The organism is Brevibacterium sp. SMBL_HHYL_HB1 (genome assembly GCF_018208375.1).
Lineage (GTDB): Bacteria > Actinomycetota > Actinomycetes > Actinomycetales > Brevibacteriaceae > Brevibacterium > Brevibacterium intestinavium.
Window position 1 is genome coordinate 2,175,997 of sequence record NZ_CP062936.1, and the last position, 15,715, is coordinate 2,191,711.

Below are 15,715 nucleotides of genomic sequence, written 5' to 3' on the forward strand. Positions count from 1 at the left end.
TTCCATCTATTGCAATCTCTTATCCGTGTGTCTAGCATCACAGTATGGCGACTGCGAAGCACCTGGAGATCCGCGAGAGCATCGAAGCTGACATCCACAGAGGGCTTTACGACGTAGGGCAGAAACTCCCCACGGAGAAGGAACTCATGGAGCGTTTCGGCGTGAGTCGCAACCCCGTGCAGAAGGCGATGCACGCCCTGGTTGAAGCAGGCCTCGTCTCTCGTAAACGCGGTTCCGGAACGGTAGTCGCCTCCACCGGCCTGCGCACCAACCTTCTCCGGATGATGGATCCTTCACTGACCAGCCCCGAGGTCGACGGCGACCACAAAGTCGTCAGCGTCGAAGTCTCCTCAGCCGAATCATTTCCACTCAGTCGAAACGTGTTCCCAAAAGGGCAGCCGACTGCTTCGCTGACGAGGATGAAATACAGCGCCGATGGTCAACCACTGGCCCTCGAACGGTGCTACATCAACCTCAGCCGTGCGCCAGAAGTCCTCTCGCAGAACCTGGAGCACCTGACCACGATCGCCTATTACAACTCTCTCGGTCTTGGGATCAGACGAGCAAACACCGTCCTCAGGGCAGCTCTCCTGGAAACGTTCGACGCCAGCCATCTCGAAATTTCTTCCTCGGAGCCAGTCGTCTGCCAACAGCGCACCACCCATCTGGTCGATGACTCCATCATCGAGGTCGCCGAGTTCTACATCCACCCCCGAAATATGACTTTGGAGGTCAGTCAAATTGATAACAGCTAAACCCGAGAAGATCGCCGTCATCGGAGCCGGCATCATCGGAACAATGACCGCCTGGCAACTCGCCACACGCGGATACGACGTCACTGTGTTCGACCAGTGGAACTCCCCCAACGACCGAGGCGCATCAGCTGGCGAATCACGAATCTTTCGGACCATTTACAAAGAGGGCCCGGAATATGTGCCCATCCTGCGGAAGTCCTTCGACAAGTGGCAAGAGCTCCAGACGAACCAGAACACCTCTGTGCTGACCATGTGCGGAGGGCTCATGATTGGGAGTCCCGACATTGAAGACGTCGCGGCAGTCATCGACTGTGCTCAGGCCGCGGATCTCGACCATGAAGTGCTCTCACAGAAGGAGATGGCGAAGCGGCACCCGCAGTTCGGGCTCGACAGCGACGAAGTCGGTGTCTTCGACCCGGTCGCCGGAGTGTTTCGCCCAGAAGCAGCTGTCCTCGCCGCCCGTAAAGAAGCGGAAAAGCTCGGGGCGAACTTCAAGACCTATTCCCGAGTACTCAACATCCGCCCCCTGAGCCACTCGGTCATGGTCGACACCGCTGATGGCGCTCACGCGTTTGACAAGATCGTCGTCTCCACCGGCCCATGGGTGAACGAACTGACCGAGTTCGATTCCAGCACCGTCGAGGCATTGCGCTTGGTCGCGATGTGGTTCCCAGCACGAGACGTCCCGTTGCACACGCCAGAACACATGCCGATTTCTATCCGTCGACATCCAGAAGGCGGATTCTCCTGCTTCCCTGCCCTCGACGGACTCGGAATCAAGATCCTTCCCCACCATCTCGCGTGCAAAACTCTTGACTCGGTCGATGACCTCCCCCGTTTCATCGAAAACGAAGTCGTCCAATCAACCGAGCACGCAGTTGCCCGCCTCATGCCAGGGGTCGACCCCATTCCTTACCGCGTGTCCACGTGGACTGAAGGATTCACCATCGACGGTGCGCCAATCGTCGGCCCCTCAAGCGCCGACTCACGCATCGTGCTGGCTGTGGGCATGTCCGGACAAGGCTTCAAATTCTCACCAATGATGGGCTCCATCGTCAGCGACTTCGTCGAAACGGGCACCTCATCAGATGCGATCGCCATCATGAATTCTCAGCGCTTTGATCGGAGCTCGTCATGAACATTGGGACCACAGTTCTCATCTCGGCGACCGCTGTCATCGTCATCGGCATCGGCGCACTCATCTCGTTCTATGTCGGCAAGAGGGCCAAATCCAACGACTCCTGGGTCGTCGGCGGCCGCAACCTCCCTCTCTACGTCATCGCTTTCACCCAATACGCGACCGCCGTCGGCGGAGGCGTTCTCGTCGCCCACGTCGGAATCGCGTATGCCTGGGGGGTGTCGGTCTTCTGGTACGAGCTTTTCGTGATCGTCGGTTTGCTCATCATCGCCATCTTTGCCGGATGGCTGCGACGCAGAAGCTTCTCCACCATTCCGGAGGTGTTCACCAAGCTTTACGGCGAACACCGACTCATGCTTACTCTCGTCGCTCTGGCTGTCATCGTCGTTCCGTTCGGTTGGCTGGCCACCCAGTTCATTGCCTTCGCCAACCTCTTCAACGCCGTGACCGGAATCGGGATCACACCCCTGATCATCATCATGGCTGTCGTTTCCATTGCCTTCGTCCTCCCTGGCGGGCTGACCTCAGTCGCATGGTCGGACTTCTTCTTCGGCGTTTTCATGGTCATCGCATCGGTCGTCGTCGGCGCATACGCGGTCATCAACGCAGGCGGACCAGCAACCATTGTGAATAACCTTCCCGACGAACTGACCAGCATGCCCACCGGACTCACAGCAGCCGGAGGACTGACGATCCTGCTATGGCTTTTCTCCATCCTCCCAGGCACCCTGACCAACCAGCTCTACTACCAGCGCATCTTCGCCGCCAGCAACGTCAAACAAGCCCGACGGGGCATCTACCTCAGCAGCATTCTGATCGTCATCTCCGGTGTCTATGCGCTCATCATCGGAGCCTCAGTGCGCAGCATGACAGACCAATTCGGAGTCGACGGCCGCGAACAGGCAGCAGGGTGGTTCCTCGCTCAACTGCCGGTCTGGCTCATCGCGGTCTACGGCGCGTTCCTTATGGCCACGATCGTCTCGACCACCGGGTCGGCACTGCACTCTGTCGTAGTGAACTTGGTCAATGACCTCAGGCCAGCGTTCGTCAAGAGCAAGGACACGTCCTCTGACCTTGTCACAATGTCGCGGTGGTGCACCGTCGCTGTCGCCGCAATTGCTGCGATCCTCGCCATCGTCTTCCCCACCGCTCTCAACTGGCTCGTCGCAACCTACGCCTACTCCGCGTCAATGTTGGCCGTGCCATTCCTCGTCGGCATGGTTATGACCAACAAGTGGATACTCGACGTTTCAGTCGGATACGTCGCGATGGCTGCCGGTCTCGTCGTGTGCGCGATCGCCCACATCGCAGGAACCACCATTCCCTATGCTGTTTTCGGCATCATCGCGAGCCTCGTCGCCTACCTGATCATGCTCGCCGTGAAGAAACCTCAAGCCCGCACCCTCTCCCCAGAAGGAGTACGTTCATGAAGATTCTCGTCGTCGGTGCAGGAGTCCTCGGACTCACCGCTGCTTTCAACCTCGTCAATGACGGCCATGACGTCACTATCGTCGACAAAACCGGACCATACGCACAGGCCAGCAGCCGCTCATTCGCCTGGATCAACGCCAACCACAAGCTCCCTGCCGAATACCACCGACTCAACCGTGCCGGCATCACCGCCCATGAAGAGTTCCAAAAACGGTTCGCCAGTCACGGCACCTGGTTCCATCAGCACGGTTGCATTATGTTCGACAGCTCAGAAGGCAACGCGACCGGGTACGACGAACGCTATGCCGAATCGACAGAGCTCGACTATCCGGTCGAACGAATTGGCTCCGATCGACTGCGTGAGCTCGAACCGGCAGTGGACTGGCCGACAGATTCGGGATTGTTCTTCCCCCTCGAAGCTCATTTAGACAATGAAGCGTTCGGCAGCCTCATCGAAGATTTCCTCGAAGACGCTGGCGTGAAACCAGAAATTGCGGAAGTCATCCGTGTCGAAACAAAGGCGAACGGAGCCACAGCGGAGTTCGCAGGAGGAAGCGCTCGGGCCTTCGACCAAGTCGTCATCGCTGCCGGCGCAGACTCGGGAGTAATTGCAGAACGGTCGGAATTCCTGCTCCCCGTAGCCGACCTCTCTCAACCCGGGCCACGTACACACAGTCTGCTGGGTGTCACTGCTCCCACAGACGTTGCTCTCAACCGGATCATCATCTCGGACAAGATCAATGTGCGGCCCCGCCGCGACGGCAGCATGTTCGTTCAAATTCCTTCAGTAGAAGCTCGTACTGAAGAGGGCGAGACCCCGGAGCTCCTCAACGAAGTCCAAGCCGTCATGGAAACCGAACTTCAGTCGCTCTTCGGCAAACACATCCTAGTGAATCAAGTCATCTTCAGTGGACGCAGCTTCCCAGAAGACGGCTTGAGCATCGTCGGCTACCTGGATGATCACCATCGTGCTTACTCGCTCGTCACTCATAGCGGAATGACCATGGCTCCGATACTAGGGCGACTCGTGGCGGATGAAGTCCGCGGAGACAGTTCACCGCTTCTCAGCGCTTTTCGGCCGTCACGGTTCACCGAAGGTATCGCTCATGATTCACCGACGAACTTCATCGGTCGACAGTAACCAGGATTCAATAGTGGAACGCTCGTGCGAAACACCGCTCGGGCACTTCACACTTTGAGCAGTCTCCCTTTCAAACTGTTGCAATTGAGGATTGAGCATATCGATGGCGCTCGATCGTTTGTAGACATCGGAACCCGCGGTTGTGAAGTGCACAAGCTGGCGATCAACACGCGCGGGGCTCCGCAGGCCCCTTGTCGACTTCTGCACGCCCCACGACCTCGATTCTGTGTCTCCTCCCCCGCACGGTGTATCAGTACCGCGGCCGCATATCTCGCAGACCAGTGTTTTCGAGAGCGTCATGTCCTTGCCGGGTGAGACACCTATTTCACCTCAATGAGAGGTACTACAGGTAGGGAGACAACGATGGCCGATTACGACGTTCAGTACAACAAAAGTCCTCAAGGCTGCGAAGCAAAACGGGCCGTAGCCTCGAAGGCGGCTGCGCGCTTCGACTCACAAGCCGCAGCGCATGACGCAGCTCGCGGTTTAGCGCAACGAAGTGGCGGAGGCGAAGTTCGTGATCACCGAAAAGTCAACAACCAAATCCGCAACACCGATACAGTTGGGAAGAAGGATCCATACCCACCGAAGGGCTAGCCCGGTATATTCGCCGTATGGGACGACGACCGGGGCTGACAAGGGCGCGAACCCGGCCCCGAAACTGGCCACTCTCATCGCGGGAATGGTTGCCGGGGCCGACTCGATCGATGACATGAACATCCTCCGCCACGGCGGCATGAAACACCTTTTCGACCGCGTCTACGCTCCCTCGACCCTGGGGTCGTTCCTGCGTTCGTTCGCCTTCGGCCACGTCCGGCAACTCGATGCGCTCTCCTCCCGTTTTCTGACTAACCTCAACGCGCACACACCGCTGCTGCCCACGAACCAGGACAGTGCACAGGCGTCAATGATCTTCGTCGATATCGACGACACCATCATCGATGTCCACTCCGCGAGGAAACAGGGCGCCGGGTTCGGCTACCAAGGCAGCCGCGGACTCAACGCACTGTTTGCCACCGCGTCGACTGGCGACTCCAGGCAGATCATCGTCGGTCAGCGCCTGCGCAAAGGCTCGACCTCGTCAGCCCGGGGTGCTGACAAACTCGTCTCTGATGCCCTGGCCACCACGGCCCGAATCGGCTCCGGTGCCCCGGTGCTGGTGCGTGCTGATTCGGCGTACTATTCCTCTAAAGTGGCCAAAGCCGCCTGGGATGCCGGGGCTCATGTATCGATCACGGTGCGCATGGACAAGAAAGTCAAAGCAGCGATCGGAACAATCAGCGACGACGCATGGACAGGCATCGAATACCCCGAAGCGATCTACGACGAAGAGACCAAGACCTGGATCAGCAAGGCTGAAGTCGCCGAGGTCCCGTTCACCGCATTCACCTCGAAGAAGAAAGCTCTGCACGCCACCGGCCGCTTGATCGTCCGCCGCATCCCTGAACTCAACGAGACCAAACGCGCGAGTGGACAGGATCCCTTGTTCGACTTGTACCGGTACCACGCGTTCTTCACCACCATCGACCGGGATCGTTTCGACACTGTCGCTGCTGATCAAGTCCACCGCAGGCACGCGATCATCGAGCAGATCAATGCGGAGTTGAAGAACGGGGAGCTGGCGCATATGCCTTCCGGGGTGTTCAACGCCAATGCCGGTTGGGTCGCGATCGCAGCGATCACGCACAACCTGCTACGGGCTGCTGCCGGGCTCGTTGGTGGACGAATGAGCAAAGTGCGTGCCCAGACACTGCGCAGGGACTGCTGAAGGTTTGGTTGACTTCACGACTGGATAAATTCCAGGAAGGATAGAAGTCATGCCAAAGATCTACACCGATGAGTTCAAGCAATCAGCGCTCGATCTCATCAACGACGGGATGACCCAGAAGCAGGTCTGCGCCGACCTCGGCATCTCGAAATCAGCCCTACAAGCCTGGGTCCGTGACTCGCGGCTACGCGAGCACGGACTCGAGCCCTCCCGTGATGCCGAGGAGTCACGCGCCCAGGCGGCAGCGCTGAAACGCATTCGCGAGCTCGAGAGGGAGAACAAGATCCTCCGTGAGGCTGCCGCCTACCTCTCGCAAGCGAACTTGAAGCTCGGTGGCCATCACCCAAAATGATGTACCCGCTGGTCCTCGACCTTGCTGCCACCGGGGTGCCGGTGGCAGTGACCTGTCGGGTGCTCGGCTTCACCAAGCAGGGGTTCTACAAGTGGTGCGCGAAACCTATCTCTGACCGGGATCTCGAGGAGGCGCACCTGATCAATGCCGCCCATGATGTCCATACGGACGATCCCGAGTTCGGATACCGTTTCATCGCCGATGAACTCCACGCCGCAGGTCTGCAAGCGTCAGAGCGTCGTGTGTGGCGATTGTGCTCGCAGCAAGAGCTGTTCTCGAACACGATCAAACGAGCTCGGAAACATGGGAAGAAGCCCGGCCCGCCAGTGTGTGATGACCTTGTCAAACGAGACTTCACGGCCAAGGCAATCAACGAATTGTGGCTGACCGACGTCACGGAGCATCACACCGGTGAGGGCAAGCTGTACATGTGCGCGGTCAAGGACGTGTTCAGCAACAGAATCGTCGGCTATGCCATCGACTCGAGAATGAAGTCGCGCCTGGCCGTAGCAGCGATTGACGATGCTGTAGCCCGCCGCGGCGGGGCTGGCGTTGTGGCCGGTTGCGTGGTGCATTCGGACCGCGGGTCGCAATTTCGTTCCCGCAAATTCCAGCACGCTTTACGGCACTATGGGCTCGTCGGATCGATGGGAAGGGTTGGTGCTGCTGGCGACAACGCGGCGATGGAATCGTTCTTCGCCGTGTTGCAGAAGAACGTCCTCGATAGAGGCCGTTGGGACACGCGAGCGAGGTTGCGGAAGGTGATCGTGCACTGGGTCGAGCGGACCTATCACCGGAAGCGTCGACAGCGACGTTTGGGTAAACTGACCCCGGTTGAATACGAGCTTGTTCACCACAAGGTCGTCGCTCTGGCGGCATAAACCCCGGAGTCAACCAAACCTTCAGCAGTCCCCTCGGGCCATTTTCAGGCATCCTCCTCGTCGTATTACGGATGATTCAGGGCCTCTCGATGGGAGTTGAGGCACCGCTTTTCGCCGCGTATGCCCTCGAAGTGGCTCCTCCAGGCAGGGAAGCCTGGTACGCCGGAACACTTCAGGCATTCAGTCAGTTCGGGCTCCTGCTAGCTTCCACAGTTGCATTCGTCAGTTCGCTGGTCCTCGGAGGCGATCAGATGTCCGAGTGGGGCTGGAGGATCCCATTCATCTTCGGAGGACTGATCGGACTCTTCGTCATCTGGATGAGACGAGGTCTCCCCGAGTCTCTTCACGGAGATACTACGAATGAGAAGCCCCAGCAGTCGTCGAGAGACGTACTCCGTTCAACTGGCAAAAGCAAACTTGCCATCTGCACAATCATTCTCGTTGTTGGTGGAGCTCAGGTTTTGAATTACGGATGGGTCGCCGGTGTCCCTAGCGCCGCCGCGTCAGTGCTCAGCGAAGACGCTACTCTCATCTTCGGCCTGACGTCCGCAATGACGCTTGGTGTCCTGATCATGTCACCAATCGCCGGCCATATCGCTGATCGCTTCGGCGTCGGGCGAACCTTTGTGTGGTCTCGGTGGTTGTCAATTCCGTTCGTCTTCACTCTAGTGATCCTCTTCATGTGGCCATCAGGCGGCCGCCTCGCCGTCGTCATGGCAGCAGGAATCGTCCTACTGGCCTTCGCAATGGGAATCTTCAACGCAGTCACCAGCTCCCTTGTGCCTCAACACAGTCGTGTGACCAGCGTCGGCATCGGCCATGCTGTCGGAGTAGCCGTCTTCGGTGGCACAGCCTCCTACATACTCGTATGGCTGGCGTCGAAAGGAATCATTTGGGTTTTCCCGGTCTACGTTGCGCTGCTGTTGGCTGCAAGCGCCGTTCTCTACCGAATCACGTATAAACGCAACGGTCTCCACGGAGTTGAGTACGCCAAAACAGAATCTCGCAGTCAGCAAGACTCATCAGTGAACCATCAATTGAGTTCATAACCACGCCGACACCAGGGATTGAGAATATCGACTATGGGTGACTCAGAAAATCTAATTATCAATGGAATCAGTCTAGAAATTCGATAGGTAAAGACCCTTCAGTAGACCATCTCCATACAACCCCTACGATCCTGCGTCAGGATAGTCAGATACTATTCAATTTGGGCGCGCAGACAGGAAAGAACAGATGAAAGATATCACTGAAACAGTTACATGCCCACTCTCTGAAAGCGCTCGAGAAGCGTTCAAACACGTGAGTACAGCAACTCTAACCACACAGCTGTTTGGCCGGGGACTTCGCAATTCGCACCTCGAAGGATTGCGCGCGCTCAACCCTGCTAATCAGCGGATGGTTGGAGAAGCGTTCACTCTTCGCAGCATCCCCGCTCGCGAAGACATCGACGTCCTCGAAATATTCCAGGACTACGACCACCCGCAGAGAAAAGCCGTTGAGTCTGTCCCTGCCGGGTCCGTCCTCGTTGTTGATTCCCGTGGCAAAACACGAGCAGCGTCTCTCGGACACATCTTGGCAACTCGGCTCAAGACGCGAGGGGCTGCTGGCATCGTCACAGACGGAACGGTACGAGACGCGGAAGGGTTCGAAAACCTTGATCTGCCTACCCTTGCAAAAGGCGCGGCCGCAAGCACAAATTTGGCCATCCATCACGTCGTCGACATGCAAGTTCCTATCGGCTGCGCAGAGGTCGCCGTGTACCCCGGAGACATTATCGTCGGGGACAGAGATGGTGTTGTTTGCGTACCTCGGCACCTCGCCGAGGAGGTGGCAGCCGAAGCCCTGGAGCAGGAGAAGCTCGAGGCGTTCATCCTAGAAAAGATCGAAGCGGGCAACCCACTGCGGGGCACGTACCCTCCAGACCAAAACACAATGCAGGAGTACCGTGCCCAAGGTGAAGTCTAACCACAGGTTTCACTAACTAAACGGCAGAGCGCCCGGGCCAAACGGCTGCTGAAACCAGCAACTGGCCCGGGCGCTTTCTCGGAAGGTGTATCTCAAGTTAGTGACATCCGTTAAGCAAACACTTGAAAAGCAACGAACTCAACTTGGGCGATTCGAGAACTTGAGTGACACTCTAATTCCTCGAAGGCATCTTGGCACGGGCTCGCACTTCCATTAATCACAAACTTTGAGGGACGACATTCGACTGTCCGGAGGCGAAAAGCCTCACCTCACGACTGGCGGGCGACCCACACCGAAGTATGTGAGCCCTCGGACCACATCAGCCTGGAAAATTTGAGATATGAGTATACTGAACCTTGAGTGAGATGATCGAGACACTCGAACCATCTTCATGCACAGGGTGCCACTTTGACGTGCATCAGTAGAGAGCCCGACGGAGAAACTCATGACATCGGCACAACAACTTTTCGAACTTGGCCCGACGACCTCTAGTGTCGCGTTTCTGAAATTGGTTGAGGTTTCGCTTTCTCGAGGACTTGTTCAGGCGTCTTCGTCCACACAAAGGGGTGCTTGCGTTTGTTCCACCCAGTGATGAAAGCCCGAATCTTCGCGTTGAGATCCTTCACCGATGTGAACACGCCACGCTTGATCGCTTGGCGATCGATGATGCCGAACCAGACCTCCACGAGGTTCAGCCACGACCCCGACGTCGGGGTGAAATGCACATGAAACCGCGGATGCTCATTCAACCACTGACGCACTTCGACTGTCTTGTGAGTGGCGTAGTTGTCCAACACCAAATGCAGCTCCTGGTCCGGGTATGCTCGATCGATCTGACGCAGAAACGACAGAAACTCCTGCCGACGATGCCGAGGTTTCACCGCGCCGGTGACCTGTCCCGTAGCGACTTCGAGAGCGGCGAAGAGAGTTGAGGTTCCATGCCGGTGATAATCATGGGTGCGCTTCTCGGCATCACCCATGCGCATCGGCAGCAACGGTGCCGTGCGATCGAGGGCCTGGATTTGGGACTTCTCATCGACACTGAGCACCACCGCATTCTCCGGAGGCGCCAGGTACAAGCCGATGACATCGGTGACCTTCGCTTCCAGCTCGGGATCGGTGGAGAACTTGAACGTCTCGGCCTTCCATGGTTGGATCCCGTACTCGCGCCAGGCCCGAGCCACGGTCGCGTTGCCGACCTTCAGGTGTTTGCCCAACAGGCGCGATGACCAGTGAGTGACGCCGTACTTCTTCGGTGGCGGCATCAGGGTGGTCGTGACGATATCGAAGTGATCAAGCTGTTTCGGACGTCCTGAGCGAGGATCATCGCCGAGTCCGGCGATGCCAGATTCGCCATAGCGGGCCCGCCATTTCAGCACGGTCACCACGGATGCGCCGGTCAATTCGGCGATGCGTGTGTTCGCGAGTCCATCGGCGGCCAGCAACACGATTCGTGCCCGCTTGGCCAGGCCGGCCTTGATCGTCGAGGAGCGCACCCATTCCCGCAGGAGGTCCTCTTCGCCTTCGTGTAGAACAAGTGCTGGAGCAGGAGAATTCGCCATACCCAATTCTCGCAAACACACAACCATTCAGGAACTAACGACACGCGACACTAGGACGGACCTCGTCGCTGAAGCTATCAGGACAGCGATTCTTGATGGCACTTTTCGACCGGGTGATGTACTCGTAGAGCGGCAACTTGCCGAGCAGTACGGCGTATCGAAAACCCCTGTCCGTGAGGCACTGATCATGCTCGAGAGATCCCGCTTGCTGGTATCAAACCGCAATCGAGGCATGACAGTGCGGTCACTCGCGCTAAAGGAGATTCGGCACGTGTACGAGGAGCGCCTCCTCCTTGAACCATGGGCGCTATGCCGCGTTATCGATGACGGGGCAACTGACTTCTCTGATGCTTCCCGCGCACTGGAAGAATCGAACGTGCATGCCTCCGCCCGGGAACCGGGTGCCAAAGTCATCGCGAACCGTCGATTCCACCGCGCCTTATATTCCAAATGTGAGAACGAACTCGTGGTCGAAGCGCTCGACCGGCTGCAGGACCTCGTCGCATTCGCGGCGGTATCCGTCCTCTGGCCCGAGAAGGACACTAGCTATGACGAAGCCCAGGAGCACGAGAAGATTCTCAATGCGGCAGTCAGCGGGGACGGCGCTCTTGCCACGAAATTGTTGCGTGATCATATCCAGACGTCGATTACACGCGTTTCAGACACTGACTAGGCTGTTCGTATCTTCGGTACTGTGTACTGTCCGACATGCCAGCTTGCCACTTTTCTATGTCGCCTGACCGCCCAGGCCAAGAAGCAAACTGCTACTCCCCCTGTCCTCTGACTAGATTTGTCGGCCTAGAATGTAAAATCTGTGCCGACGGTGTCGGTTCAGATACCGTCGGCACAGACAGCCGAATACGTCAGCCGAACTGCTCCATCCACAGGTTGGCAATATCATCTCGGCGCGCGAACCAGACCTTACCCTTGCCCTGACAGTGCTCAATGAACTCTCGCAGGGCGTTCGTTCGTCCTGCCTGCCCGATGAGACGCGGATGGAGTCCGACCGACATCATCTTCGGAGCGCCTCGCTCCCCTTCGAGCCACAGCTCATCGAAACCGCGACGTGCGAACTCGAAGAAGTCGCCTGGCGCTTTCGTGCCCTGGATATCGTTGTAAGTCAGCGAGTACGGAACGACGAGATGGCGCTTTCCGTGCACTTCGGTGAAGTACGGAAGGTCATCGTTGTAGGCGTCTGAGTCGTAGAGGAAGCCGCCGTGCTCGACGACGAGTTCGCGCGTGTTCACGGAGGGACCGTAGCGGCAGTACCACCCATTGGGTGCCGACCCCCAGGTGGTCTTGAATGATTCGACAGCATCGTGAATGCGCTGCGCTTCTTCCTCGCGCGTCATCCTCCAGTGCTCTTCCCAACGGTAACCGTGAGAGACGAGGTCGTGGCCGAGATTACGCGCGGCCGTGGCGACGTCCGGGTTCATCTCGAACGCACGAGCGCAGGCGAAGAAGGTGGAGTTGATGCCGAACTCCTCGAACAATCTCAGCAGACGCCACACACCCACTCGGGAGCCGTATTCGTACATTGATTCGGTCGCCAGATCGCGGACTTCGTGTGGGAATGGATAGGCGACTTCAGCGATCGAATCGTTCTCGCCATCGCCGAGGAAGTGACTGTACTCGGATCCCTCTTCGTAGTTGACGACAAGGTTGACGGCCACATTGGCCTCTCCGGGGAACATGGGATGTGGTGGGTTCTCACCGTAGCCGACAAGATCGCGGATCGGGCCATTGGATTCGGTAGACATGATTCTCCTTGGTGTTCGGTGTGGTCAGTCAGTGGGGTCGAGTTCTTCGAATGAGCGATTGTGCGTCTCGGTGACGACGCGGGAGATGATGAGGATGCCGATGTAGATGATGACGACGATGCCGAAGGTCATGTATTCGTTGACATTCTCAAACAGGGCTGAGGCAGCCAGTGGGATCAGGGCTCCCCCGATGAAGCCGATGTTGACGACGACTGAGGTGCCCAGACCGCGGATCTTTGTAGGGAAGAGTTCAGGCGACCAGGTCCAGATTGTCGTGTTGACGACCATGACGCTGAAGTTGAACAGGAATCCGAGGAGCATGATGAGGAAGGGGCTCGTGGCGAAGAACGCGAAGAGGATAATCGTTACAGCCGCTAGGACTGAACCGATGGCGATCATACGTTTGCGCGGGAACGAATAGGCACCGATCGAAGCGAGGATCGCGCCGAGCAACCCGCCGATGTTCTGGACCATCGTGAAGGTCAGGCTGCCGCTGATCGAGTAGCCGCGGTCGACGAGGAGCAGTGGCATGACGAGCAAGATACTGAATTGAGCGCCCCAGGCGAGGAACGCCACGATCGAAAGCCCGATGGTGCGCTTGCGCTGCCCGGAGATGAACAAGTCGGAGACCCGACCGCTTTCCGAGACCTCAGCGGAAGCAGCATCCACTTCCGTGGCGCTGAAGTACTCGACCGCTTCGCCCGCAGTTCTCAAACGCATCTTGCCCTGCTCGAGTCGCGTCAGCGATGCGTTGAGTTCTGACGTCCGGTGCTTTTCCAGCAGAAACCGTGGCGTCTCGGGGAGATAGCGGCGGAAGAAGAAGACGAGCACTGCCGGGATGCCAAGCAGGCCGAATGCCCATCGCCACGCTTCATCTCCGGCTGAGATCATCGCGGCAAACGGTCCGAGAACGAAGATTGTGTAGGCGAACGCGATGAACATGCCGACGCCAGCGGAGATCGTGTTGAACAGAGAGACGAACAGTCCGCGAATGCGGGTGGGCGTCAGCTCTGATAAGTAGGTCAGTCCGACGGCGATCTCACCGCCGACGCCGATCCCCGTGATGATTCGGGCGACGGTGAGCATTTCGTAGTTCATCGAGAAAGCTGCGACAACTGATCCGAAAGAATAGATGCCGACGCTGACGGCGAGAACCGCACGGCGGCCCGCTCGGTCAGCGAGGTATCCCCCAGTGACTCCGCCGACGGCGATGGCCAGTAGGGTCGCGGTCGACAGCAGGGCGATGTCTTGGGCCGACGCGCCGAATGCTTCCTGCAGTGACGGGCCAAGTGAGGCAAGGATGAGCTGTTCCATGACCTCGAAGAGTCCGCCGGTCACGACCAGCAGCAGCGCGAGGTAATGGACTTTCGTCAGTTTGATTCCGTCGACTATGTCGCCTAATCGACTATGATTCTTATCGTGGTATGTCGTGTTCATGAGAACTCCATCGTTCGATTCAGTTGAATGCGATATATCCTCCCCGGCGGTACCCGGGGTTCCCCGAATAGCGAACTGGCAGGTTCGCTATTCGGGACCGGCACTTTCTTTCGATGTCCCGGCAGTCTGTGAATTCTGACAACCACTGACGCGGCCACCAATCGTTGCGATCTCGTGCGGATCCCCCGCACTGATCAGGTGTGGCGCTTCTCCGCGGAGGAGAAGACTTCAGTGTGGTGTGCTGCTGTCTGCCGGTCTGTTGGGGGCGGGAAAGCTGAAGACCGATACGAGAACCGACGCCCCCGTGTTACGCAGCGCATGTTTAAGGTCTGCCGGGATGTAGATCGCGTCGCCTTTGGAGAACTCCACAGTTCCCTCGGACGTGATCAGCTCGCCTTGCCCTTCAGCTACGAACATGACTTCCGCCGTGCTGTGAGCGAGTTCGGCCGTGGCTGGCTCACCTGCGTTCACCGCCGCAACGCCCAGGCATTGGCTAATTTCGGGAACGTTGATGTCGCTGAGTAGCATTGCAGATTCGCCGACCTGCCCCGAACTCGGGTCTAGTCCGGCAGAAGCCCGAACGGGCTGGTACTTCTGGTTCGTCATCGAACCTCCTCTTGTGTTGTGAATGCAATCAGGAGTGAGGCAGGATTCGTGATTTGTTCCTGCTCAGGTGGGTTTTCATGGTCGCGTAGGCAAGGTCGATATCTCCATTAGCAACTGTGTCGAGAACCTGCTGATGTTCTTCGTAGAGCCGGTGCCGATGATCGACATCTTGAAGTGAGAGCTGGTTGATCAGTGCCCAAAGTGGCTGGTTGTCGATGGAGATGACTTCGTAGGCGAGCTCTCCCAGCAGCTGATTGTCGAGAGCAGCGGCGAGTTCGAGATGAAACTGGAGCGCGAGTTGAGTGAACTCCGGTACGTTCTCGTCGACTTCGAGGAGCGCTCCGGCGTTTTCGTGAACCTTTCGTGCTCCGTCGATGGCGGCATGGCTGACGGCGAGTTCTCCGGCGATGCTCGGCTCGATGACCAAACGCGTATCGATGACATGTTCCGGGCGTGCACCGTATTGGAACTGTTCGGACGATTGCAGACGCTCGACTCTCGTCGAGATGTAGGTGCCGTCCCCGTGACGGACATCGATGACCCCGATCATGTCGAGGGCGAAGATTGCCTCGCGAACGGTGCTCCGGGAGGCGTTATAGCGTTCGGCAAGGTCTCGATCCGATGGCAGTTTCTTTTCCGTCCGACCGTCTTCGGCCTGAATTTCTCGTAGAAGATCCTGCGCGATCGGAATGTATCGCCGCTTCGGCTGCGCAACCTTGCTTGAGTGGTCGGATGACTTCATATCAAGAGGTTAGACCTATTCTCGAATGATCGTCAATAGCGCATGCGCGAACAACAGAAGCGACCCGCGACTGCGTGGCCCCAAACGCATGGGACACAATCGACCACCGTGCACCCCTGAAATGCCTTGCGCCCAAGCGCAATCGATCCTCAAGGACGTCCTTTGACTCCGAAG

The 15,715-nt window shown here is 57.8% G+C and carries 12 protein-coding genes and 2 pseudogenes; 9 read left to right on the forward strand and 5 right to left on the reverse strand.

Features of this window, described 5'->3' with window-relative positions; genetic code table 11:
- Window positions 1-44: 44 nt before the first annotated feature.
- The 8 genes and pseudogenes from IG171_RS10100 (at window position 45) to IG171_RS10140 (ending at window position 9,434) form a co-directional block, all read left to right on the forward strand.
- The gene (locus IG171_RS10100) at window positions 45-755 is read left to right on the forward strand and encodes a GntR family transcriptional regulator (RefSeq protein WP_212127342.1); all 711 of its coding nucleotides are present in this window, start codon (window positions 45-47) and stop codon (window positions 753-755) included.
- The gene (gene solA / locus IG171_RS10105; protein ID WP_283091822.1) at window positions 742-1,893 is read left to right on the forward strand and encodes an N-methyl-L-tryptophan oxidase; all 1,152 of its coding nucleotides are present in this window, start codon (window positions 742-744) and stop codon (window positions 1,891-1,893) included. The genes IG171_RS10100 and solA overlap by 14 nt, the downstream gene beginning before the upstream one ends.
- On the forward strand, window positions 1,890-3,323 hold the full coding sequence (locus IG171_RS10110) for a sodium:solute symporter family protein (RefSeq protein ID WP_212127343.1): 1,434 nt from the start codon (window positions 1,890-1,892) through the stop codon (window positions 3,321-3,323). Before solA ends, IG171_RS10110 begins: the two co-directional genes overlap by 4 nt.
- The gene (locus IG171_RS10115; protein ID WP_212127345.1) at window positions 3,320-4,465 is read left to right on the forward strand and encodes an FAD-binding oxidoreductase; all 1,146 of its coding nucleotides are present in this window, start codon (window positions 3,320-3,322) and stop codon (window positions 4,463-4,465) included. The genes IG171_RS10110 and IG171_RS10115 overlap by 4 nt, the downstream gene beginning before the upstream one ends.
- Window positions 4,466-5,084: 619 nt before the next feature.
- Window positions 5,085-6,221 (forward strand): annotated as a pseudogene (locus IG171_RS10125) (IS1380 family transposase); the annotation flags it as partial.
- Window positions 6,222-6,282: 61 nt separating this feature from the next.
- A pseudogene (locus IG171_RS10130) lies at window positions 6,283-7,466 on the forward strand (IS3 family transposase).
- A gap of 71 nt (window positions 7,467-7,537) precedes the next feature.
- Window positions 7,538-8,515: an MFS transporter gene (locus IG171_RS10135; RefSeq protein WP_212127348.1), complete on the forward strand. Its 978-nt coding sequence runs from the start codon at window positions 7,538-7,540 to the stop codon at window positions 8,513-8,515.
- A 187-nt stretch (window positions 8,516-8,702) separates the two neighbouring features.
- Entirely contained in the window at window positions 8,703-9,434 is a 732-nt protein-coding gene (locus tag IG171_RS10140) for a ribonuclease activity regulator RraA (RefSeq protein ID WP_212127349.1), read from the forward strand.
- A gap of 488 nt (window positions 9,435-9,922) precedes the next feature.
- Here the strand turns inward: IG171_RS10140 and IG171_RS10145 are convergent, their stop codons facing one another.
- Window positions 9,923-10,996 (reverse strand): IS630 family transposase, encoded by a 1,074-nt coding sequence (locus IG171_RS10145; protein ID WP_249204326.1) that lies wholly within the window; start codon window positions 10,994-10,996, stop codon window positions 9,923-9,925.
- A gap of 271 nt (window positions 10,997-11,267) precedes the next feature.
- Between IG171_RS10145 and IG171_RS19055 the strand changes: the two genes are divergently transcribed.
- On the forward strand, window positions 11,268-11,669 hold the full coding sequence (locus tag IG171_RS19055; RefSeq protein ID WP_249203593.1) for an FCD domain-containing protein: 402 nt from the start codon (window positions 11,268-11,270) through the stop codon (window positions 11,667-11,669).
- Window positions 11,670-11,859: 190 nt separating this feature from the next.
- Here the strand turns inward: IG171_RS19055 and IG171_RS10155 are convergent, their stop codons facing one another.
- From IG171_RS10155 to IG171_RS10170, 4 genes are all read right to left on the reverse strand, one after another.
- Window positions 11,860-12,756, reverse strand: coding sequence for a polysaccharide deacetylase family protein (locus IG171_RS10155; protein ID WP_249203602.1), 897 nt, complete (start codon window positions 12,754-12,756; stop codon window positions 11,860-11,862).
- 24 nt (window positions 12,757-12,780) lie between these two features.
- Window positions 12,781-14,193, reverse strand: coding sequence for an MFS transporter (locus IG171_RS10160; RefSeq protein WP_212127351.1), 1,413 nt, complete (start codon window positions 14,191-14,193; stop codon window positions 12,781-12,783).
- Window positions 14,194-14,421: 228 nt separating this feature from the next.
- On the reverse strand, window positions 14,422-14,799 hold the full coding sequence (locus IG171_RS10165; protein ID WP_212127352.1) for a cupin domain-containing protein: 378 nt from the start codon (window positions 14,797-14,799) through the stop codon (window positions 14,422-14,424).
- A 28-nt stretch (window positions 14,800-14,827) separates the two neighbouring features.
- Window positions 14,828-15,541, reverse strand: a complete 714-nt coding sequence (locus tag IG171_RS10170) for an FCD domain-containing protein (RefSeq protein ID WP_212127353.1) — start codon at window positions 15,539-15,541, stop codon at window positions 14,828-14,830.
- Between the last annotated feature and the right edge of the window lie 174 nt (window positions 15,542-15,715).